This is a genomic window from Sphingomonas pituitosa NBRC 102491 (assembly GCF_001598435.1).
Lineage (GTDB): Bacteria > Pseudomonadota > Alphaproteobacteria > Sphingomonadales > Sphingomonadaceae > Sphingomonas > Sphingomonas pituitosa.
Window position 1 is genome coordinate 207,790 of sequence record NZ_BCYY01000001.1, and the last position, 17,227, is coordinate 225,016.

General features: G+C 70.0%; 16 protein-coding genes and 1 riboswitch. Of the genes, 14 read left to right on the forward strand and 2 right to left on the reverse strand.

What is annotated here, in order from left to right; translation table 11 throughout:
* The first annotated feature begins 22 nt into the window (after positions 1-22).
* A riboswitch (cobalamin riboswitch) is annotated at positions 23-221 on the forward strand.
* Between the two features lie 160 nt (positions 222-381).
* The 14 genes from cobT (at position 382) to pncB (ending at position 14,216) form a co-directional block, all read left to right on the forward strand.
* Positions 382-1,398: a nicotinate-nucleotide--dimethylbenzimidazole phosphoribosyltransferase gene (gene cobT, locus SPI01S_RS00980; RefSeq protein ID WP_066716762.1), complete on the forward strand. Its 1,017-nt coding sequence runs from the start codon at positions 382-384 to the stop codon at positions 1,396-1,398.
* The gene (locus SPI01S_RS00985; RefSeq protein ID WP_066716764.1) at positions 1,395-1,961 is read left to right on the forward strand and encodes a histidine phosphatase family protein; all 567 of its coding nucleotides are present in this window, start codon (positions 1,395-1,397) and stop codon (positions 1,959-1,961) included. The genes cobT and SPI01S_RS00985 overlap by 4 nt, the downstream gene beginning before the upstream one ends.
* The gene (locus SPI01S_RS00990) at positions 1,958-2,680 is read left to right on the forward strand and encodes an adenosylcobinamide-GDP ribazoletransferase (protein WP_066716767.1); all 723 of its coding nucleotides are present in this window, start codon (positions 1,958-1,960) and stop codon (positions 2,678-2,680) included. Before SPI01S_RS00985 ends, SPI01S_RS00990 begins: the two co-directional genes overlap by 4 nt.
* Positions 2,677-3,654, forward strand: coding sequence for an aminotransferase class I/II-fold pyridoxal phosphate-dependent enzyme (locus SPI01S_RS00995; protein ID WP_066716774.1), 978 nt, complete (start codon positions 2,677-2,679; stop codon positions 3,652-3,654). The genes SPI01S_RS00990 and SPI01S_RS00995 overlap by 4 nt, the downstream gene beginning before the upstream one ends.
* The gene (gene cbiB, locus SPI01S_RS01000) at positions 3,647-4,579 is read left to right on the forward strand and encodes an adenosylcobinamide-phosphate synthase CbiB (RefSeq protein WP_066717618.1); all 933 of its coding nucleotides are present in this window, start codon (positions 3,647-3,649) and stop codon (positions 4,577-4,579) included. Before SPI01S_RS00995 ends, cbiB begins: the two co-directional genes overlap by 8 nt.
* A complete protein-coding gene (locus SPI01S_RS01005) occupies positions 4,567-6,021 on the forward strand; it encodes a cobyric acid synthase (RefSeq protein ID WP_066716776.1) in 1,455 nt (484 codons plus the stop codon). Before cbiB ends, SPI01S_RS01005 begins: the two co-directional genes overlap by 13 nt.
* A complete protein-coding gene (gene cobU, locus SPI01S_RS01010) occupies positions 6,021-6,527 on the forward strand; it encodes a bifunctional adenosylcobinamide kinase/adenosylcobinamide-phosphate guanylyltransferase (protein WP_066716779.1) in 507 nt (168 codons plus the stop codon). Before SPI01S_RS01005 ends, cobU begins: the two co-directional genes overlap by 1 nt.
* 68 nt (positions 6,528-6,595) lie before the next feature.
* Positions 6,596-7,774 (forward strand): dipeptidase, encoded by a 1,179-nt coding sequence (locus SPI01S_RS01015; RefSeq protein ID WP_066716780.1) that lies wholly within the window; start codon positions 6,596-6,598, stop codon positions 7,772-7,774.
* Between the two features lie 106 nt (positions 7,775-7,880).
* Positions 7,881-8,291: a MarR family transcriptional regulator gene (locus SPI01S_RS01020; RefSeq protein WP_084253226.1), complete on the forward strand. Its 411-nt coding sequence runs from the start codon at positions 7,881-7,883 to the stop codon at positions 8,289-8,291.
* A complete protein-coding gene (locus tag SPI01S_RS01025; RefSeq protein ID WP_066716800.1) occupies positions 8,288-10,333 on the forward strand; it encodes an FUSC family protein in 2,046 nt (681 codons plus the stop codon). Before SPI01S_RS01020 ends, SPI01S_RS01025 begins: the two co-directional genes overlap by 4 nt.
* Positions 10,330-10,545, forward strand: coding sequence for a DUF1656 domain-containing protein (locus SPI01S_RS01030; RefSeq protein WP_066716802.1), 216 nt, complete (start codon positions 10,330-10,332; stop codon positions 10,543-10,545). The genes SPI01S_RS01025 and SPI01S_RS01030 overlap by 4 nt, the downstream gene beginning before the upstream one ends.
* Positions 10,542-11,501: an efflux RND transporter periplasmic adaptor subunit gene (locus tag SPI01S_RS01035; RefSeq protein WP_066716804.1), complete on the forward strand. Its 960-nt coding sequence runs from the start codon at positions 10,542-10,544 to the stop codon at positions 11,499-11,501. Before SPI01S_RS01030 ends, SPI01S_RS01035 begins: the two co-directional genes overlap by 4 nt.
* A 2-nt stretch (positions 11,502-11,503) precedes the next feature.
* Complete coding sequence (locus tag SPI01S_RS01040; protein WP_066716808.1) at positions 11,504-12,901, forward strand: efflux transporter outer membrane subunit; 1,398 nt, start codon at positions 11,504-11,506, stop codon at positions 12,899-12,901.
* 10 nt (positions 12,902-12,911) lie between these two features.
* Positions 12,912-14,216, forward strand: a complete 1,305-nt coding sequence (gene pncB / locus SPI01S_RS01045; RefSeq protein ID WP_066716810.1) for a nicotinate phosphoribosyltransferase — start codon at positions 12,912-12,914, stop codon at positions 14,214-14,216.
* Here pncB and SPI01S_RS01050 read toward each other — a convergent pair.
* Together SPI01S_RS01050 and SPI01S_RS01055 are read right to left on the reverse strand one after the other, a co-directional pair.
* On the reverse strand, positions 14,213-15,256 hold the full coding sequence (locus SPI01S_RS01050) for a DUF2332 domain-containing protein (RefSeq protein WP_066716812.1): 1,044 nt from the start codon (positions 15,254-15,256) through the stop codon (positions 14,213-14,215). The genes pncB and SPI01S_RS01050 overlap by 4 nt on opposite strands.
* A gap of 106 nt (positions 15,257-15,362) precedes the next feature.
* Positions 15,363-17,225 carry a methyl-accepting chemotaxis protein gene (locus SPI01S_RS01055; protein ID WP_066716815.1) on the reverse strand — a complete coding sequence of 621 codons (1,863 nt, stop codon included), beginning with the start codon at positions 17,223-17,225 and terminating at the stop codon, positions 15,363-15,365.
* Positions 17,226-17,227: the final 2 nt, after the last annotated feature.

Sequence of the window (17,227 nt, forward strand, 5' to 3'; positions counted from 1 at the left end):
CGCTAGAGCGGGCGCGAAGGTTCACCTTCAAACCCATGCCGGTGCCCGTTCGCGGGCGAAAAGGGAATGCGGTGCGGGCGCTTGCGCGTCCCATGCCGCAGCTGCCCCTGCAACTGTATGCGGAGAGCGGCCGGACAAGCGCCATTGGGAGCGATCCCGAGAAGGCGTCCGGATCGCGGCGACCCGCAAGCCAGGAGACCTGCCGGCACGGGGTCGCTCACACCAGGTCCAGGGTGCGGCCATGGTGCGGTATCGTCCGTTCGAGCGACAGGAAAGCGGGCCGGGCGTGCAATCGCGCGTCCGGGCCGATTGTCATTGCGGGACCGCGGAGCAACCAGACGTGCATTTCATTCTTCCTTTCAGCGGCCGGAAAGCCGGGGCATGATCGATCTTTCGAGCGTGGCAGCGTTCGATCGCGCCCTTGCCGCATTGCCTGCCGCCGACCCGGCAGCCGCCGAGGCCGCGCGGGTGCGGCAGCAGCAGCTCACCAAGCCGCCGGGGTCGCTGGGGCGGCTGGAAGACCTCGCGATCTTCCTGGCGAGCTGGCAGGGCAGCGCGCGTCCGTCGCTCGCGGCCGCACGGGCGGTCATCTTCGCGGGCAACCACGGCGTCGCCGCGCAGGGCGTCAGTGCCTTTCCGCCGGAAGTGACGGCGCAGATGGTCGCCAATTTCGCCGCCGGCGGCGCGGCGATCAATGCCCTGACCGATGCGATCGGCATGCCGCTCGAGGTGGTCGCGCTCGATCTGGAGCGGCCGACCGATGATTTCACCACCGGCCCCGCGATGGAAGCGGAAACATGCCTCTCCGCACTGATGCGGGGCGCCGCGGCCGTGACGCCGGATACGCACCTGCTGCTGCTCGGCGAGATGGGAATTGCCAACTCCACGGCGGCGGCGGCGCTGTGCCTGCGCAGCTTCGGCGGAAGCGCCGCCGACTGGGTTGGACCCGGCACCGGGCTCGACCCTCACGGCGTCAGCCACAAGGGCACGGTGATCGAACGGGCCATCGCGCTGCATGCGTCGGCGCCGATGACTCCGTTCGAGACGCTCCGGCGGGTCGGCGGACGCGAGCTGGCGGCGATCGCCGGCGCCGTTCTCGCGGCGCGCCACGCCGGGGTTCCGGTCCTGCTCGACGGCTTCATCTGCTGCGCTGCGATCGCACCGCTGGCGGCAGCGGCGCCGGGGATCGTCGACCATTGCATCGCCGGCCATTGCTCGGTCGAACCGGGCCATGCCCGCCTGCTCGCGCGGCTGGGGCTGGAGCCGCTGCTGCGGCTTGGCATGCGCTTGGGCGAAGGCAGCGGGGCGGCGGTGGCGGCGGCGGTGATCCGCTCGGCGCTCGCCGCGCACAACGGCATGGCGACCTTTGCCGAAGCGGGTGTCGCCGGCAGCGCATGAGCGGAATCGTCCTGCACCTGCTCCGCCACGGCGTCACCGAAGCCGAGGGCCGACTGATCGGTCGCACCGATGCGCAGCCGCTGGCGAGCGGCGTGGCGGCGTGCGTCGCGCGCAGCGCCGGACTGGCGGTCGAGGCGGTACGCAGCTCGGACCTGGTCCGCGCGCGCGCGCCGGCGCGGCAGATCGCAGAGAGGCTCGCGCTCCCCGTGGACGAGGACGCGCGCTGGCGCGAGCTCGATTTAGGCAGCTGGGACGGCATGGCGATGGATGCAATCGACGCGGACGCGCTCGCCGCATTCCAGGCGGATCCTGCCCGCCACGTCCCCCCCGGTGGCGAAGCCTGGCCAGCGCTGGTTGCCCGGGTGACGGCCGCGCTGGACGCCGTCGACCGCCCTACCCTGGTCCTCACCCATGCCGGTGCGATGCGGGCGGCGCTCGCCAGCCTGTGCGCCATCGATTTCCCCCAACTCTGGAACATCGCCTTGCCCCACGCCGCGCTGCTCAGCGTACGCATCTGGCCCGGCACCCCGCGCGTCGGCCAGATCATCGGACTTTTGACATGAAAGAACTGCTCCTCGCCCTCCAGTTCCTGACGCGCCTGCCGCTGCCGCCGGTCGTGGCGGACGACGCGACCTTCGCGCGTTCGATGCGCTGGTTCCCGGCCGCGGGACTGGCCGTGGGCCTGGTCCTGCTGCTCGGCCTGTGGCTGGGCAGCCTGCTCGATCCCTGGACCGGCGCACTGCTCGGGCTGGCGGCGTGGGTGGGCGTCACCGGCGCGCTGCATCTGGACGGGCTGGCCGACCTCGCCGACGCAGGCGGCGCGCTGCACAAGGGGCGCGAGCAGCTGCGGGCGGTGCTTGCCGATCCGCATGTCGGCAGCTTCGGCGTCGTGGCGCTCGGCGTGCAGCTGCTCGCCAAGCTGGTGCTGCTCCACGCACTGCTTGCCGTTCCGGGCTGGTGGGTCGTGCTGTTCGTACCGGCCGCGGCACGCTTCGGGCCGCTGGTCTGGACACGCTGGCTGCCGCCACTGCATGAGGGACTGGCGAGCCGCTTCCGCAACGCCGTCCGCCCGGCGGATCTGATCGTCTGGCTGGTGATGCTCGCCTTCACAGGCCTGCTGGCAGCGCCTGCACTGCTCGTGGCGCTGCCGCTGATCGCGGCCTGGGGATGGCGCGTACGCCGTCTGCTCGGCGGCATCTGCGGGGACGCGCACGGCGCCGGAATTGAACTGGTCGAGACCGGACTGCTGCTGGCGCTCATGATCGCTCCGCGTCTGGGATGAGCGATCCGCTGCGCCACCATGGCGGCAACCTCGCCGCCGCCCGCGCCCGCTTCGGTGAAGGACCGTGGCTGGATCTTTCGACCGGCATCAATCCGGTCGCCTGGCCGGTGCCGGCGGAGCTGACGGCCGATCTCGGCCCGCTGCCCGATCCTGCCGCGCTGGCGCAACTCGAAGCAGCGGCGGCGGCGCATTTCGGTGTGTCCCCCGCGCTGGTCTGCGCGCTGCCGGGCAGCGAGATGGGGCTGCGGCTGCTCGGGCCGCTGCTGGGGGGGCTCGCCTGCCACCGCGTGCCCGGCTATCGGACGCATGGCGCAGCCTTTGCCGACAGCCTGCCCCTGTCCCCCGCCGCGCCGGTGCCAGGCGATGCCGCCCTGCTGCTCGCCAACCCCAACAACCCTTGCGGCACGCTGCTCGATCGAGCGGCGCTCGCGGCGCTGCTGGCGGAACGCACCGCTGCCGGCGGCTGGCTGATCGTCGACGAAGCCTTTGTAGACGCCCATCCCGAGGCGAGCATCGCGCCGCTGGTAGGCGATGGACGACGGCTGATCGTCTTCCGCTCCTTCGGCAAGTTCTTCGGGCTCGCCGGGCTGCGGCTGGGCTTCGTGATCGCGCCCCCGGCGCTTGTGACCCGCTATCGCGCCCTGCTCGGCGACTGGCCGATCGACGCGACGGCGCTGGCGATCGGCACCCGTGCCTATCGCGACTGCGCCTGGATCGAAGCGACCCGCGCCGCGCTGGCCCGCCGCGCGGCGGCATTTGACGCGCTGCTGCGTCGCCACGGCCTTGCGCCCGAGGGGGCGTCCCCGCTGTTCCGGCTGGTCGCGCACCCGAATGCCGCGGACATCTTCGAGCGCATGGCACGCGCCCATATCCTTGCCCGGCCGTTCGACTATGCCCCGCGCTGGCTTCGTTTCGGCGTACCCGCCGATCCGCAGGTGCTCGACCGGCTCGATCGTGCGCTTCGCCATGGCTGAGCCGGTGGCGCTCGCCGCGCTGGCGCTGGAGGCGGCATTCGGCTGGCCAGGCTGGCTCTACGCCCGGATCGGCCACCCGGTCGGAGGCTTCGCGCGGCTGATCGCGGCGTGCGAGCGGCGATGGAACCGGACCGACCTGCCCGAGCATCGCCGCCGCATCTTCGGGGTGGTGACCGTGGCGCTGCTGCTGTCCGTCGCGATCGGCGGCGGCATCGCAATCGAAGCGGTCGCTGCACGCGCCTCAACGGGATGGCTGGTGCTGGCGCTGGCCGCCGTCCCGGGGCTCGCCCAGCGCAGCCTGTACGTGCATGTGCGGCCCGTGGCATCGGCGCTGGCCCGCGGCGATCTTGCCGCGGCGCGTGTGGCGGTCGGCTATATCGTGGGGCGGGATACGGCGCGGCTGGACCCGCCCGGCGTGGCCCGCGCCGCCATCGAGAGCCTCGCCGAGAGCTTTTGCGACGGCGTCGTCGCACCGCTGTTCTGGCTGCTGGTCGGCGGCGTTCCAGGACTATGGGCGTACAAGGCGATCAATACCGCCGACAGCCTGATCGGGCACCGCGAGCCACGCTGGCGCGCGTTCGGCTGGGCGGCGGCACGCACCGACGATCTCCTCAACCTGGTGCCCGCTCGCCTCTCCGGCCTGTTGCTGTGCCTGGCGGCCGGGCGTGGCTGGCGAACGATGTGGCGGGATGCCGGCAACCACGCCTCGCCCAATGCCGGCTGGCCCGAAGCGGCGATGGCGGGTGCGCTGGGGCTGCGTCTCGCCGGACCGATCGCCTATGACGGCGCGGTGCACGACAAGCCCTGGATCGGCGACGGCCGCCCCGATGCCGCCGCGCGCGACATCCGGCAGGCGCTCGCCATCTATGTCGGCGCCTGCGGGCTGCTATGGCTGATCGCGGGAGGAGTCGCATGGCTGCGCTGATGCTGCAGGGGACCGGGTCGGACGTCGGCAAGTCGGTGCTGGTCGCCGGGCTCTGCCGCGCGCTGTCCAATCGCGGCCTGAACGTCCGCCCGTTCAAGCCGCAGAACATGTCCAACAACGCGGCGGTGACCGAGAACGGCGGCGAGATCGGCCGCGCCCAGGCACTGCAAGCGCTCGCCTGCCGGGTCGCGCCCCACACCGACATGAACCCGGTGCTCCTCAAGCCGCAGGCCGATCGCACCTCGCAACTGGTGGTCCACGGCAAGGTGCGGGGCACGCTTCACGCAGGCAATTACCGTGAAGCCCGCAAGGCGCTGCTCGGGGACGTGATGACGAGCTATCGCCGCCTCCGAGCCGGGTGCGACCTGGTGCTGGTGGAAGGCGCGGGCTCTCCGGCCGAAATCAACCTGCGCGCGGGCGACATCGCCAATATGGGCTTTGCGCGTGCGGCGGACGTGCCCGTCATCCTGGTGGGCGACATCGATCGCGGCGGCGTGATTGCGGCGGTGGTCGGCACCCGCGCGGTGCTGGATCCGGCGGACGCCGCAATGATCCGCGGCTTCCTCATCAACAAGTTTCGCGGCGATCCCGCGCTGTTCGCCGATGGCTATGCCCAGATCGAGGAACGTTCCGGCTGGCGCGGCCATGGACTGATCCCATGGCTCCGCGACGCCGCGCGGCTGCCAAGCGAGGATGCGGTCGTGCTCGAACGGGGTCTGCCGGGGCACGGCGGCGGCAAGCTGATCGCCTGCCCGATGCTGCCGCGTATCGCCAATTTCGACGATCTCGATCCGTTGAAGCTCGAACCCGGCGTGACGGTGGCGATGATCCCGCCGGGGCAGCCGCTCCCCGGCGATGCCGCGCTGGTGATCCTGCCGGGTTCCAAGGCGACGATTGCCGATCTCGCGGGCTTGCGGGAACAGGGTTGGGACATCGACCTGCTCGCCCATCACCGGCGCGGCGGCGCGATCCTGGGGATTTGCGGCGGCTACCAAATGCTCGGCCGCACCATCGCCGATCCCCACGGGATCGAGGGTCCGCCGGGCAGCGCGGCGGGCCTGGGCCTGCTCGACGTGGAAACCGAACTCACCCGCAACAAGGCGCTGCGACCCGCGCAGGGCATGGCGCTGGGGGCGGAGATCAGCGGGTATGAGATGCACATGGGCGTCACCACCGGCGCCGACACCGCCTCGCCCTTTGCACTGCTGAACACCGGCCCGGACGGCGCAGTGGCGCCTGGCGGACGCGTGCTCGGCACCTATCTGCACGGCCTGTTCGCCAGCACCGGCCTGCGGCGCGCCGTGCTGGACCGGATCGGCGTCGCTTCCACCGGATCCGATTACGCCGGGGCGGTCGACGCCGCGCTCGACGCGGTTGCCGGCGAGCTCGAAACCCATGTCGACATTCCTGCACTGATCGCCCTCGCCCAGGAGGCATCTTGATGACCAGCCTGCTCGTCCTCGGCGGTGCCCGTTCGGGAAAAAGCCGCTATGCCCAGGCACGCGCGGAGTCCCATGCCGGTGACTTGTTCTATCTCGCCACTGCGCAGGCCTTCGATACCGAGATGGAGGATCGCATCGCGCGCCACGTCGCGGATCGGGGTCCGCGCTGGTCGACGCTGGACGTGCCGCTGGATCTTCCCGCCGCGATCCTCGCCCATGCCGCGCCGGATCGGGCGCTGCTGGTCGACTGCCTGACGCTGTGGACGTCCAACCTGATGTTCGCCGAGCGGGACCTCGATGCCGAAACCGAGGCGCTGGCACAGGCGGTGGTGCAGGCGCATGGCCCCGTGATCCTCGTCGCCAACGAAGTCGGCCTCGGCATCGTGCCGGACAACGCCCTAGCCCGCCGCTTCCGCGACGAGGCGGGCCGGCTGAACCAGGCGATCGCCGCGGCGGCGGACGAAGTGCAGTTCATCGCCGCAGGGCTGCCGCTGCGGCTGAAATAGCCGTTGGTTGACGCCGGGGGGCGGGCGGACGACGCTGGGGGTACGCAACGCCTCCGGGAGCCTCGCCGATGAAGCCGATCCTCGCCCTGCCCCTGCTGCTCGCGATCGCACCGGTGGAGGATGTCACGCCCGCCGATCGCCTCGCCCATGAACAGATGCTGGTGCTCGACACCCATCTCGACACGCCGGAACTGTTCGAGCACCCCGGCTGGGACTTCAGCCGGTGGCATGATCGGGCCTTCGACGGCAGCCAGGTGGACATCCCCCGCATGGAACAGGGTGGCCTGGATGGCGGGTTCTTCGTGATCTACACGCCGCAAGGGCCGCTGACGCGCGAAGGCTATGCGGCCGCCCGCAACGCTGCGCTCACCCGCGCCACCTGGATCCAGCGCGTCGTCGCTGCCCATGCCGACAAGCTGGAACTGGCAACCACCCCCGATGACGCCCGCCGCATCGCCGCCAGCGGCAGGAGGAGCGTCTTCCAAAGCATCGAGAACAGCTATCCGTTGGGCGAGGACCTCGGCCTGCTCGCCCATTTCCACGATCTGGGCGTGCGTCTCGCCGGGCCGGTGCATTTCCGCAACAACCAGTTCGCCGATAGCGCCACCGATACGCCGCGCTGGCACGGGTTCAGCCCGCTCGGCAGACAGTGGGTGGTGGAGATGAACCGGCTGGGCATGGTGATCGACGTCAGCCATGCCTCCGACGCGGTGTTCGACCAGGCGCTGGCCCTCTCCAAGACGCCCATCCTCGCCTCGCACTCCGGCCCCAGGGCGATCTTCGATCATCCCCGGAACCTCGACGACGCCCGGATGCGCAAGCTGGCGGCTGCCGGCGGCGTATTGCAGATCAATAGCGTGTATCTCGCACCCTCGGCATCGGTTCCCGGCGGCGAGGCGCTGGGCGAGCGGCAGCGGCGATGGTGGGTGCTGCCGCCTGCGGAGCAGCGGCGGCTGATCGCCGACATCGCCGCCCTCGGTCCCCGGGAGGGCACCGCCGACTTCGAGCTGTTCGCGCGTAGCCTGCTGCACGCCATTCGGGTGATGGGCGTCGATCATGTCGGCATCGGCGCCGACTGGGACGGCGGCGGCGGGGTTCGCGGCATGGAGGACATCACTGCCCTGCCCCGCATCACCGCCCGCCTGCGTCGCGAAGGCTTCAGCGATGCCGATATCGAGAAGATCTGGAGCGGCAACGCGCTGCGGGTACTCAAGGCCGCGGAGGACTGGGCGGCAGCACATCGCTGAAATTTCCGGGGCGGCGTAGCGGAAGGGCTTGATCGATTTAGTTAGCGTCCTAACTAAACGCACCATGGTCGATCGGCACTCCCTGGAACGCGCGCTTGCGACGCGGATGAACCCGACATCGCGGGCATGGCAGCGGCTGGCCGATGCCACGCTCGCCTCGCTAGACATCTCCAACTCGACCGGATGGGCGCTCGTCTACCTCCAGCGGCTGGGGGAGGAGACGCGCCAGGCCGATCTCGCCCGGGCGATCGGCGTGACCGAAGCGTCGCTCGTCCGCACGCTGCACGCGCTGGAAGATGCCGGGCTCGTCCAGCGGGTCGTGGACGCGCAAGATCGGCGCGCGAACCGGCTGCGGCTCACCCATTCCGGTGTTTCGCTGGCGTTACGGATCGACACCCGGCTTGCTACGTTGCGCAGCGAGTTGCTCGATGGGGTGAGCGACGCGGCGCTGGAGACGACCTTGCAGGTACTGGATCATCTGGCTGCGCGCCTCGCCGAACGGCGGCCCCAGTCATGAAGGACCGCTGGGGCATCGATGCAGCCGTCTTCTCGCTGAAATCCTATGCGGCGGGCATGCTCGCCATCTACCTCGCGCTGTCGATCGGGCTGGACCGGCCCTATTGGTCGTTCCTGACCGCCTATATCGTCGCGCAGCCGCTGGCAGGCGCGGTCTTCTCCAAGGCGCTGTTCCGCGTGATCGGCACCGTCGTCGGCGCGGCCGCCGCCGTGGCGATGGTGCCGCCGCTGATCAACACGCCGGAGCTGCTGGTGCTCGCCATTTCGGGATGGCTGGCGCTGTGCGTGTTCGTCTCGCTGCTCGATCGCACGCCCCGCTCCTACATGTTCGTGCTGGCCGGTTACAGTGCCGTGCTGATCGTGCTGCCCAGCGTGGATGCGCCGGGTTCGATCTTCACCGTGGCGAGCCTGCGCGTACAGGAGATCACGCTGGGCATCCTGTGCGGCAGCCTGGTGCACGGCATCGTCCTGCCTCGCTCGGTGGCGGGCTTCCTGCTCACCCGTGTTTCGACGATCCTCAAGGACGCCGAGCGCTGGTCGCATGACTCGCTCTCGCTGGAACCGGTGCCGGGTGTCGATGCGGAGCGCCGGAGACTGGCTGCCGACATCACTGAACTGCACCAGCTTTCCATCCATCTCCCCTATGAGACCGCGCGCACCACCCCGCGCGTACGCACCGTCCGCGCGTTGCAGGACCAGCTTTCGCTGCTGATGCCGCTGGGCGCCGCCGTCGATGATCGTACCGTCGGGCTCCAGGCGCATGGCGGCCTCCCGGACGAGGTGGCGACGCTGCTCGCCGACACTCAGGTCTGGCTCAAGACACTGGACGGGGAACGCGACGCGCGCGCCGCAGAGGCCGCGGCGCTGGAGGCGCGCTGCGCGGCGCTGGAGCCGGACATTCATGAGGGCAGTTCGTGGCACGATTTGCTGCTGCTCAGCCTGCTCTCGCGGCTCGCGACCCTGATTGCCGCGCACCGCGACTGCCGGGAGCTCGCCGAACAGCTCGCCACGCTCGACCGTCGGCCGGTCAGCCCTCGCGTCGCCGAACTGCTGGAAGGTCGCCGTGGCCGCGAGCTCCACATCGACTGGGTGGGCGCGATGCGCGGCGCCATCGGCGCCTTTCTGACGCTCGCGGTCGGCTCGGCGATCTGGATCGCCAGCGGCTGGGCCGACGGCTCGACGGCAGTGATGCTGGCCGGAGTGTTCCTCGCCTTGTTCGCCGCCGCCCCCGATCCACTGCTGCCGCTGCGCTCCTTCTTCTGGGGTACGCTGGTGGCAACGATCCTGGGCGCGATCTATGGCTATGCGATCATGCCGCGGCTCGACGGGTTCGGCCAGCTCGCCGCAGCGATGGCGCCGCCGCTGCTGATCCTCGGCGCGATGATGCACTCGCCGAAATGGATGGGGCTGGCGCTGCCGACCCTGCTCGGTCTCGGCAGTCCGCTGCTGATTTCGGCCCGCTACACCAGTGCCTTCGCCAGCTTCGTCAACGGCGCGATCGCACAGCTGATGGGGGTGGCCTTCGCGATCCTGATGGCGCGGCTGCTGCAGTCGGCAGGCATCGAACAGGCGATTCGCCGGACCGTCCGCGCGGGCTGGGCCGATATTGCCGAAAGGAGCAACCTGATGACCCCGCCCGACGTCCGCGGCTGGATCAACCGCATGCTGGACCGGATCGCGCTGCTCGCGCCACGCCTGGCCCTGGCCGGGCGCGCGCCGGGCAAGCCGCTCTACGACGCGCTGCGCGACCTGCGCACCGGCGTCGCGATCGGCGAATTGCGGGCGTTGCGCCTCGAACTCCCGCCCGAGCGTGCCGCCCCGCTCACCGACGTGTTGCGCGACGTGGGCGACTATTACCGCCGCCTCGAACCGGACGCCGAGAAGCCCGACGACCCCGTCCTGCTCGCCCATATCGACCACGCTTTGCACGCCATCGCGCGGGACGACGACGCGGCCGTGCGTCGCACCGGCGCGCTCGGCCTGCTGGGGTTGCGCCGCAACCTCTTCCCCAATGCCGATCCGGCGCCGGAGGCCGTGGTATGACCGGGGAAGTCGCCATCGACGGCGTCTATGTGCCGACGATGCTGCTGCTGGGCGTGATCGCCATGCTGCTGACCATCGCGCTCGCGCGGCTGCTCAACGCCTTCGGCCTCTACCGCTTCGTCGCCTATCGCGCCCTGGTCGATCTCTGCCTGTTCATCCTCCTGCTGGGCTTGCTCGCCTGGGCCACCCCCTCGATCGGATTCCACCCATGAAACGCTACCTCCCCGCCCTTGGCCGCAGCGCCGCGACGATCCTGATCGTGGTCGCCGCCGCTTTCGTCGCGATGTGGTTGTGGCAGCATTACGCGCGCAGCCCGTGGACGCGGGACGGCCGCGTTCGGGCGGACGTGGTGCGGGTGACGCCCGACATCGGCGGCCTGGTGACGGCGGTGGCGGTCCACGACAACCAGCAGGTAAAGGCGGGCGACCTGCTCTTCGTGATTGACCAGCCGCGCTACTCGCTGGCGCTCGCCCAGGCCCGCGCCGGCGTGGAAAGCGCCCGTGCCACGCTGACCCAGGCGCAGCGCGAAGCGCGACGCGATCTCGCGCTCGGCAACCTCGTCGCCGCGGAGACGCACGAGCAGAATGTCGCGCGCGTGGCCACCGCACAGGCGGCGCTCGCCCAGGCCCTCACCTCGGTGCAGAGCGCCGAGCTGAACGTCTCGCGCACCCGGGTGAAGGCGTCGGTCAACGGCACGGTGACCAACCTCGATCTGCATCCAGGCGACTATGTCGCGGCGGGCCAGCAGGCGATGGCGCTGGTCGACGCGGACAGCATTCGCGTGGAGGGCTATTTCGAGGAAACCAAGCTCCCCAGCATCCGGATCGGCGCGCCGGTGACGGTGGAACTGATGGGCGAGCCCCGCATGCTCCAGGGCGTCGTCGAGAGCATCGCGGCGGGCATCAACGACACCACGCGGAGCAACGCCGGAAACCTGCTGCCGAATGTCGACCCGACCTTCACCTGGGTACGCCTCGCCCAGCGCATTCCGGTCCGCGTGAAGTTGACCCGGGTGCCGCCCGACATCCGCCTGATCGCCGGGCGTACCGCGACGGTGACGGTGCAGCCGAACGCCGCCGCGCAACCGGCCGCAGCCCGCCCGGTGGCCACGCCGTCGTCGACGCCCGTCACGGCCCCGGCGCCAACCCCGTCTGCCAAGGCCCGCTGATCATGCGCCGCCTCCCGCTCCTCGCCGCGCTTGCGCTCGTCGCCGGCTGCACCCGCGCCGGCCCGGACTATCACCCGCCGGTCAGCGGCCCGGCGAGCGCGCCGTCGGCCACCGGCAGCTTCCTGTCCGCGCAGAATCCCGCCTTTTCCGACGCGCCGCTGCCGGACCATTGGTGGCGCCTCTATGCCGATCCGCGGCTCGACACGCTGGTCGAGCAGGCGCTCGCCGCCAATGCCGACCTGCGGGCCGCCGATGCCAATCTTCGCCGCGCCGAGGCCGTCGTCCGCCAGGCCGAGGCCTCGCGTCAGCTGACGACCGATCTGTCCGGCGGCAGCACGCTGGCCCGCCCCGCAGGCACCGGGGCCGCCTTGCCCGGCACGCTCGGCTACAATCTGGGCATCTCGGTCGGCTATCCGCTCGACGTGCGCGGCAAGATCGCTCGCGCGATCGAGGCGAGCCTGGCGGACCGCGACGCCGTAGCCGCCGCCCGCGACGCCGTCCGCATCAGCGTCGCGGCCGCCACCGCGCGCGCTTATGCCGATGTGTGCGCCGCCAATTTCCGCCTCGCTGCCACCCAGCGGATCGTGACGCTCCAGCGCCAGACCTTCGGCGCCACCCAGCGGCTGCAGCGTGCCGGGCGCGGCACTGCCTTCGACGTCAGCCGCGCCCAGGCCGCGGTGCAGACAAGCGAGGCGAACCTGCCGCTCTTCGCTGCCCAGCGCCGGGCCGGGCTCTACACGCTTGCCGCGCTGCTCGGCCGCCCCGCCGCCGAGTATCCGCGCGAAATCGAAAGCTGCGCGGCACTTCCCATCCTGCCCCGCCCGATGCCGGTGGGCGACGGTGCCGCACTGATCCGCCGCCGGCCGGACATCCGCCAGGCCGAACGCGTGATCGCCGGCGACACCGCCCGAATCGGGGTCGCCACCGCGGACCTCTATCCGCAGATCAGCCTGGGCGGCTCGGCCGGGCTCAGCGGCGCGCTCGACAAGCTGGGCAGCCCCAGCTCGTTCGGCTTCAGCCTCGGCCCGCTGATCAGTTGGAGCTTCCCGAACCGCCCCGCCGTACGAGCCCGGATCGATGCGGCCGGCGCACAGGTGGATGCCGACATCGCGAGGTTCGATTCGACGGTGCTCGGCGCGCTGCGCGATACCGAGACCGCGCTTGAAACCTATGCGCGAGACCGCGATCAGGCCGAAGCGCTCCGTCAGGCACGCGACAGCGCGGCGCTGGCTGCGGACCAGGCCGGCAGGCTGTTCCGCTTCGGCCGCAGCGATTTCCTGGCGCTGCTCCAGGCGCAGAGCAGCCTCGCCCAGGCGGAGGCGAGCTATGCCAGCGCCCAGGCCCGCCTGCCTGACGACCAGATCGCGATCTTTCTCGCGCTCGGCGGCGGCTGGGAATAAGAGCACGCCCATGACCTTCACCGATATCGCCAGCCGGACCTACAATCATAATTTCCGGCTCGATCCGATCGTCCGCAGCCTGCTCGATACGGATTTCTACAAGCTGCTGATGCTGCAGATGATCCGGCGGCTCCATCCCGAGACGCAGGTCACCTTCTCGCTGATCAACCGGACGAAGTCGGTTCGGCTGGCGGACGTGATCGACGAGGGCGAACTGCGCGCGCAGCTCGATCATGCGCGCTCCCTGCGCTTCGCCAAGAAGGAGCTGATCTGGCTGGCCGGCAACAGCTTCTACGGCAAGACCCAGATGTTCGCGCCGGACTTCATCGCCTGGCTCGCCGATTTCCAATTGCCGCCCTATGAGCTGGAGCGCCGCGACGGCCAGTTCGTGCTCCATTTCCACGGCCCCTGGACCCACACGACCATGTGGGAAATCCCGGCGCTGACCATCGTCAACGAACTCCGTTCGCGCGCGGCGATGCGCGGGCGCGACCGGTTCGCGCTGGACGTGCTCTATGCTCGTGCCAAGGCCAAGCTGTGGGACAAGGTCGAGCGGCTGCGCGGACTGCCCGATCTGGTGCTGTCGGACTTCGGCACCCGCCGCCGTCACGGCTTCCTGTGGCAGCGCTGGTGCGTCGAGGCGCTGAAGGAAGGCCTGGGCCAGCGCTTCATCGGCACGTCGAATGTGCTGTTGGCGATGGATGCGGATCTGGAGGCGATCGGCACCAATGCCCACGAACTGCCGATGGTGGAAGCCGCGCTCTCCCCCGACGATGCCAGCCTGGCGGATGCGCCCTATCGCGTGCTCGAGCAGTGGCGCGCGCATTATGGCGGCAACCTGCTGATCGCGCTGCCCGATGCGTTCGGTACCACCTCGTTCCTTGCCCGCGCGCCGGACTGGGTTGCGGACTGGACCGGCTTTCGGCCGGACAGCGCGCCACCCATCCCTGGCGGCGAGCAGATCCTGCGCTGGTGGCAGGACCATGGCCGCGACCCGCGCGAGAAGTTGCTGATCTTTTCCGACGGCATGGACGTCGAATCGATCGAGGCTAGCTATCGCCATTTCAACGGGCGGGTGCGGATGAGCTTCGGCTGGGGCACCAACCTCACCAACGATTTCCGCGGCTGCGATCCCGATGGCGAAGCCGGGCTGGAGCCGATCTCGCTGGTCTGCAAGGTGGTGGCGGCGAACGGCCGGCCCGCGGTCAAGCTCTCCGACAATCCGGCCAAGGCGACCGGCGAACCGGCCGAGATCGCACGCTATCTGCGGGTGTTCGGCGATGCGGGGCGGACCGAACAGGCGGTGCAGGTCTAGCCGCGCCAGTGCACCGAATTGCCGTAGGGATGGCATGTCGCCAGGATGCGGCGCTCTTCCCCGCCGGGGAACCAGCTGAGCGACAGGCGGACTTCGCTGCGCGTTTCGGTCCATTCGAAGCCGACCCAGGCGAGCGGCCGATCCGGCGTGGCATATTGCCCGGCATCGTGGATCATCGCCACCACCGCCGCGCGGTTGCGGGGCGGCAGATATTGCAGCACCATCGAATGCATGATGACGCGGCAGACGCCCTCCTGCTGCGGCTGGGCAAGCTGGTGGGCCAGCCATTCCGATGCATCGCCCTGCTCCACCTGCGGCGGGTGGCGGCGCGCCATCCCCAGCGCCTCCTCCAGCCGGTGCAGCCGCAGCGGCTGGTCGGCGAAGATATAGGCCATCAGCCGTTCGCAGGTCGCGGGATCATCGGCGCTGAGCGGGTTGAGATCGACACCGCGCGCGGAAATCACCTCCAGCGGCGCAGGCAGGGGCGCCGGGCCATGCCACTCGGGCGCCACCTGCACTGGTGAGTGCCGGTCGCCAGCGAGCACGCCGCCAAGATCGAAGCCGTAACGCCCGAGGTTGAGATTGAGGCCGCAGCTGGACCCGATCTCGAGCAGCTCGAACGGCAGCCCGAAGCGTCGGCGGACCTGCATCAGCGCGGCGACCATCACGCCGGAGCGGCCGACTTCGTTGGTCTGCGGCGTACGGCGAAGGAAGCCGGCGATCAGATCGTCCTGGGCCGCCAGCGCCTCGCCGATCGCGCCGTCGAAATCGTCATGCTCGTGGCGGTAGAGCGCGGCCAGTGCCGGCGGATTGCCGCGGCGGGCGAGGAAGTGGAGCGCGGCATTGAAGCGCATCGCCAGCGCTGCCGAAGCAGGATCGCCTTCCCAATGCGTGATCACCGCCTGGCAGTGGGGGCCGCGGCCCAGCTGCCGCAGGCCTGCGGCAAGCACCGCGCCGATGAAGGGTGATCCGAGGTCGATGGCGACCCGCGCCATGCGCGAGATCTCCGCAATACCCGTCCGGGGAGCGATCATGTTCATTACCATTTTCCCGGGCAGAAACCGCCGCGTCGGATCTTGTCGCCGGGGGCCGTTCGATTCGCAATCGGATCGAACGGCCATGCCGGGGTATCGGGCACTTCTGGGATCAGAAGCTCTGCCAGTCGTCGTCGGCGCCGCCGTTGCTGCGCACCAACGCCGAGACCGCGGCGGCCGGAAGCGGCTTCACGCTGCCGCCATTGAACCGGGCCGGGGCCACGCGCGAGGTCGCCATCGGCATGCCGCCGCCGCTGCCCACATTGAAGCGGCTGGCCTGCTCCGAAAGGACGCTGACTTCGCTCGCCAGGTTGCGGGCCGCGGCCGAGGTTTCTTCCACCATCGCGGCATTCTGCTGGGTCGACTGGTCCATCGAGCCGAGCGCGGCGCTGATCTCGGTGACGGCGGTCGACTGTGCGCTGTTGTCCGATGCCATGTTGCCGAGCAGCTGGTGCACTTCGCCCACGCCGGTGGAGATATCCGCCAGCGCACCATCGACACGCTGCACGGCCTGCACCGCGGTAACGATGTCGCTCTGCGTCGCGGTGAGCTGGTCGCGAGCGCGGCCGGCTTCCTCTTCAGCGCGCATCGCCAGCGCCGAGACGAGGTCGGCAACGACCGCGAAGCCGCGGCCCGCTTCACCTGCACGACCTGCTTCCACCGCCGCATTCATCGCGAGAACGCGGGTCTGGAACGCGATCTTGTCGAGGCCTTCGATGACGCTGTCGATGCCCTTGGCGCTGTCCGAAACGCGGGTCATCGCCTGCACTGCTTCGTCCGCGGTGCTGCGGCCGTTATCGACCGTGGCCATCGTGCCGTCGGCGCGCTCCACCGTGCGGCCGGCAGCGGCGGCAGTGGCCTTCAGGCGCTGGTCCATCTGGGTGACGGCGGCAGCCGTCTCTTCCAGGCTGGCCGCGTTGGCTTCGGTGCGGCGCGCGAGATCCTCGCTCGCCTGCGCGATCTCGTTGGAGCCGGTGCGGATCGACGTGGTCGCCTCGATCACCGACGCGATCAGCTCGCGCAGGCTCGACAGAGCGTTGTTGAAGTTGGTCTTGACGACGCTGTATTCGCCCGGGAATTCGGCGTTGATCTGCGCGGTCAGATTGCCCTGCGCCAGTTCGGCGAGGTGCGAGGAGACGGTCTCGACGACCATCTTCTGCGTCGCCTCGGCCTTGGCGTTGGCGGCGTCCGAGGCTTCCTTCGCGAGTGCGGCGTCACGGAACACCAGCACGGCACGGGCCATGTCGCCCAGTTCGTCGCCGCGGGTCGTCGCCGGCACTTCGACATGATTCCGGCCGGCAGCCAGATCCGCCATGGTGCGGGTCAGCTGGCTGATCGGACGCGCGATGATGCTGCTGAGCATGACGGCGAGACCGATGGCAATGCCGATCAGCGCGATCGCGCCGATGATCAGCACGGTGGTTGCCGTGCTGATGGCGCTTTCCTGGCGGGTGCCGTTCTTTTCGATGGCTTCGGCCTGGGCGTCCTTGATCGAGCGCAGCGGCAGCACGGCGGCGGAGACGAGCACTGCCTTGCCGGCGCCGCGAACCTGCGCCTGTGCTTCCTCGCGCCGGCCCGCCTTCACGTCGGCAATCAGGCGGTCGCCCCACTTCTCGCGCCAGGACAGCGTCTCAGCGCGCGACTTGCGCAGCGCGTCGAGCAGCGCGGGATCGACCAGCAGCTTCTCGAGCTCGGCAGAGGTCTCGTCATATTCCGTGCGACCTTCGTCATACGACTTCAGGTAGGTCGGATCGGCGGTGACCAGGAAGCCGCGCAGCTGGCTGTTCTGGCGCAGCAGCGCCGTTTCGAGCGTCAGCGTCTTCGAGTGGATCTGCTGGCTGAGATTGTTCTGATCGGTCACCGAACGGATCATCGAGATGTTCATGAAGAACACGAGCATCACGATCGCCGCCGACGCGCAGATCAGCAGGAACGACAGTGCGAGCTTCCTCGGAATTTTCATCGATGCAATCATTG

Bases quoted from the DNA above. Each gene is read 5' to 3' on its own strand.
- cobT (WP_066716762.1), top strand. From the start codon at position 382: ATGATCGATCTTTCGAGCGTGGCAGCGTTCGATCGCGCCCTTGCCGCA.
- SPI01S_RS00985 (WP_066716764.1), top strand. From the start codon at position 1,395: ATGAGCGGAATCGTCCTGCACCTGCTCCGCCACGGCGTCACCGAAGCC.
- SPI01S_RS00990 (WP_066716767.1), top strand. From the start codon at position 1,958: ATGAAAGAACTGCTCCTCGCCCTCCAGTTCCTGACGCGCCTGCCGCTG.
- SPI01S_RS00995 (WP_066716774.1), top strand. From the start codon at position 2,677: ATGAGCGATCCGCTGCGCCACCATGGCGGCAACCTCGCCGCCGCCCGC.
- cbiB (WP_066717618.1), top strand. From the start codon at position 3,647: ATGGCTGAGCCGGTGGCGCTCGCCGCGCTGGCGCTGGAGGCGGCATTC.
- SPI01S_RS01005 (WP_066716776.1), top strand. From the start codon at position 4,567: ATGGCTGCGCTGATGCTGCAGGGGACCGGGTCGGACGTCGGCAAGTCG.
- cobU (WP_066716779.1), top strand. From the start codon at position 6,021: ATGACCAGCCTGCTCGTCCTCGGCGGTGCCCGTTCGGGAAAAAGCCGC.
- SPI01S_RS01015 (WP_066716780.1), top strand. From the start codon at position 6,596: ATGAAGCCGATCCTCGCCCTGCCCCTGCTGCTCGCGATCGCACCGGTG.
- SPI01S_RS01020 (WP_084253226.1), top strand. From the start codon at position 7,881: ATGAACCCGACATCGCGGGCATGGCAGCGGCTGGCCGATGCCACGCTC.
- SPI01S_RS01025 (WP_066716800.1), top strand. From the start codon at position 8,288: ATGAAGGACCGCTGGGGCATCGATGCAGCCGTCTTCTCGCTGAAATCC.
- SPI01S_RS01030 (WP_066716802.1), top strand. From the start codon at position 10,330: ATGACCGGGGAAGTCGCCATCGACGGCGTCTATGTGCCGACGATGCTG.
- SPI01S_RS01035 (WP_066716804.1), top strand. From the start codon at position 10,542: ATGAAACGCTACCTCCCCGCCCTTGGCCGCAGCGCCGCGACGATCCTG.
- SPI01S_RS01040 (WP_066716808.1), top strand. From the start codon at position 11,504: ATGCGCCGCCTCCCGCTCCTCGCCGCGCTTGCGCTCGTCGCCGGCTGC.
- pncB (WP_066716810.1), top strand. From the start codon at position 12,912: ATGACCTTCACCGATATCGCCAGCCGGACCTACAATCATAATTTCCGG.
- SPI01S_RS01050 (WP_066716812.1), bottom strand. From the start codon at position 15,256: ATGAACATGATCGCTCCCCGGACGGGTATTGCGGAGATCTCGCGCATG.
- SPI01S_RS01055 (WP_066716815.1), bottom strand. From the start codon at position 17,225: ATGATTGCATCGATGAAAATTCCGAGGAAGCTCGCACTGTCGTTCCTG.